Below are 1789 nucleotides of genomic sequence, written 5' to 3'. Positions count from 1 at the left end.
CGCTCCGCCGCGCCTCGCAAGAGTCTTCGTTATCGCCGCCGTGAGCGTAGTCTTGCCATGGTCGATGTGGCCTATGGTGCCTATGTTCAAATGCGGCTTATTGCGTACGTATTTCTCTTTTGCCATTACAATCTTGCCTCCCTGGATTTGTTTCAGTAATAATGCCCCTTGGGCGTGTTTTCATTTTTATATTCCAGCCACATCAAAAGAGATCCGGAAGTCTGAGCCGGATCTCTAAGGATAAGTACGGTAGATTATACAGTATGGATTTCGCGAACGCAAGCATAACAGGTAATTTCGTCGGCTGCTAATTGCAAAAATAAACGCGAGCAAATCAAACCGATCAGTCTCATATCATATTATGAAGGAGTGATCGCAACCGCTCGCGTTTACTCCTTTAAAGATCGCATTTACTTTGTCGGCGGGTTATCATCAATTTTTTGTTCCCTTGTTTGTCGATTTATTGTAAAATCTTCACAAGGCGGGGGTAGAGAAAATGACAAAACAAGCAAAGATGAACCATAAACTCAAAATATTGATACCTGTGGTGCGTGGCCTTGCAAAGATACTCGGCAGGGACTACGAGGTGAACCTGCACGATGTATCAATGCCGGAGCATTCCCTTGTCCTCTGTGAGAACGGGCATGTTACGGGACGCGCACCCGGAGGCCCGATGACGGACTTTGGACTCTATATGCTCCAGTCCGAAGAATATCAGGCAAAGGAAGGCATTTATAACTATCTTGCAAAGAACAACAGAGGTGAGCTGATAAAGTGCAGCGCGATTTTCATTCGCGACGAGAACGATAAAATCATCGGCTTTCTCTGCATAAACTATGACATCAGCAAGGCCGCTGCAGCACAGGAACTTATCGAGAGCCTGCTGCACCTGGACATGGAAAAAGTTGAACAATACCCGGACAGCCTTCCGGAGCCAATGGCTGCAAATCAGGAAAAATTTCCGCCGCCTGTGCGTGAATGGTTTGCACAGGATCTCGAAGAGGTCGTCAGCGATTCGCTTGCGCATGTTAAACTCCGCATCGGCAAACCGTTGAGTTACCTCTCGAAAACAGAGAAACAACAGGTCATCCAGGAACTTCACGACAAAGGATTTTTTCTCCTTAAGGGCGCTGTGGATATTCTTGCAGAAGAGATGGGGAACACTAAATACACTATATATTCTTATATAAGAAACGTCCGGGGAAAAACCAGCAAAACTAAGTATAATAGTCAAAAAAAGGCCTGATTTTAAAGTGAAACTTTAATTTCACATTAAATTATTTTTAATGTCAGGATATATCTCTTCTCTTGACAAAACTTCATTATGGAATGACAATATTCGCCGTGAGTATCAAAAAATTGTCATGGCGTTAATTTTTTGATGTACGTAGTTATCAAAGCACTTAGTTAACAGAAATTTATTTCGAAGCAGAGACGCTGCTGAGATAAAGAACGGGGAGGGAGAGAGGACATGGAACTGATACAGAAGCACCCGATACTGGAATTTAAACATGGCAGAGAAGTGACATTCAGCTTTGACGGTAACGAGCTCAAAGGATTTGAGGGGGAGCCGATAGCGATGGCACTTCACGCGAACGGGGTACACATCTACAGGGTAACGCCTGAGATGAAACGCCCGCGCGGCTTCTTCTGTGCGATAGGCAAATGCAGCTCATGCTTCATGATGGTTGACGGAGTTCCGAACATAAGGACCTGCGTCACGCCTCTTGAAGCGGGCATGAAAGTCGAGACCCAGCACGGCAAGGGGCTCGTACCCATGGAAACGAAA

Annotated in this window: 3 protein-coding genes; 2 read left to right on the top strand and 1 reads right to left on the bottom strand. The window is 45.5% G+C overall.

The features are described 5' to 3' along the window. Positions 1 to 126: GTP-binding protein (locus tag LLF78_03490; GenBank protein MCE5201561.1), on the bottom strand; the 126-nt coding region annotated here is incomplete at its 3' end. Between the two features lie 370 nt (positions 127 to 496). Here LLF78_03490 and LLF78_03485 point away from each other — a divergent pair. Next, entirely contained in the window at positions 497 to 1246 is a 750-nt protein-coding gene (locus tag LLF78_03485) for a helix-turn-helix transcriptional regulator (GenBank protein MCE5201560.1), read from the top strand. A 225-nt stretch (positions 1247 to 1471) separates the two neighbouring features. Further along, on the top strand, positions 1472 to 1789 hold a 318-nt coding region (locus LLF78_03480; protein ID MCE5201559.1), incomplete at its 3' end, for a (2Fe-2S)-binding protein.

The sequence above is a fragment of the Synergistaceae bacterium genome, assembly GCA_021372895.1.
In the GTDB taxonomy this organism is placed as follows: Bacteria; Synergistota; Synergistia; order Synergistales; family Synergistaceae; genus JAJFTP01.
The sequence above is the reverse complement of the archived record's forward strand: the minus strand, read 5'-3'. Positions and strand labels throughout refer to the sequence as shown.

Coding starts and splice junctions, on each gene's coding strand:
- LLF78_03485 (MCE5201560.1), top strand. CDS start 497: ATGACAAAACAAGCAAAGATGAACCATAAACTCAAAATATTGATACCT.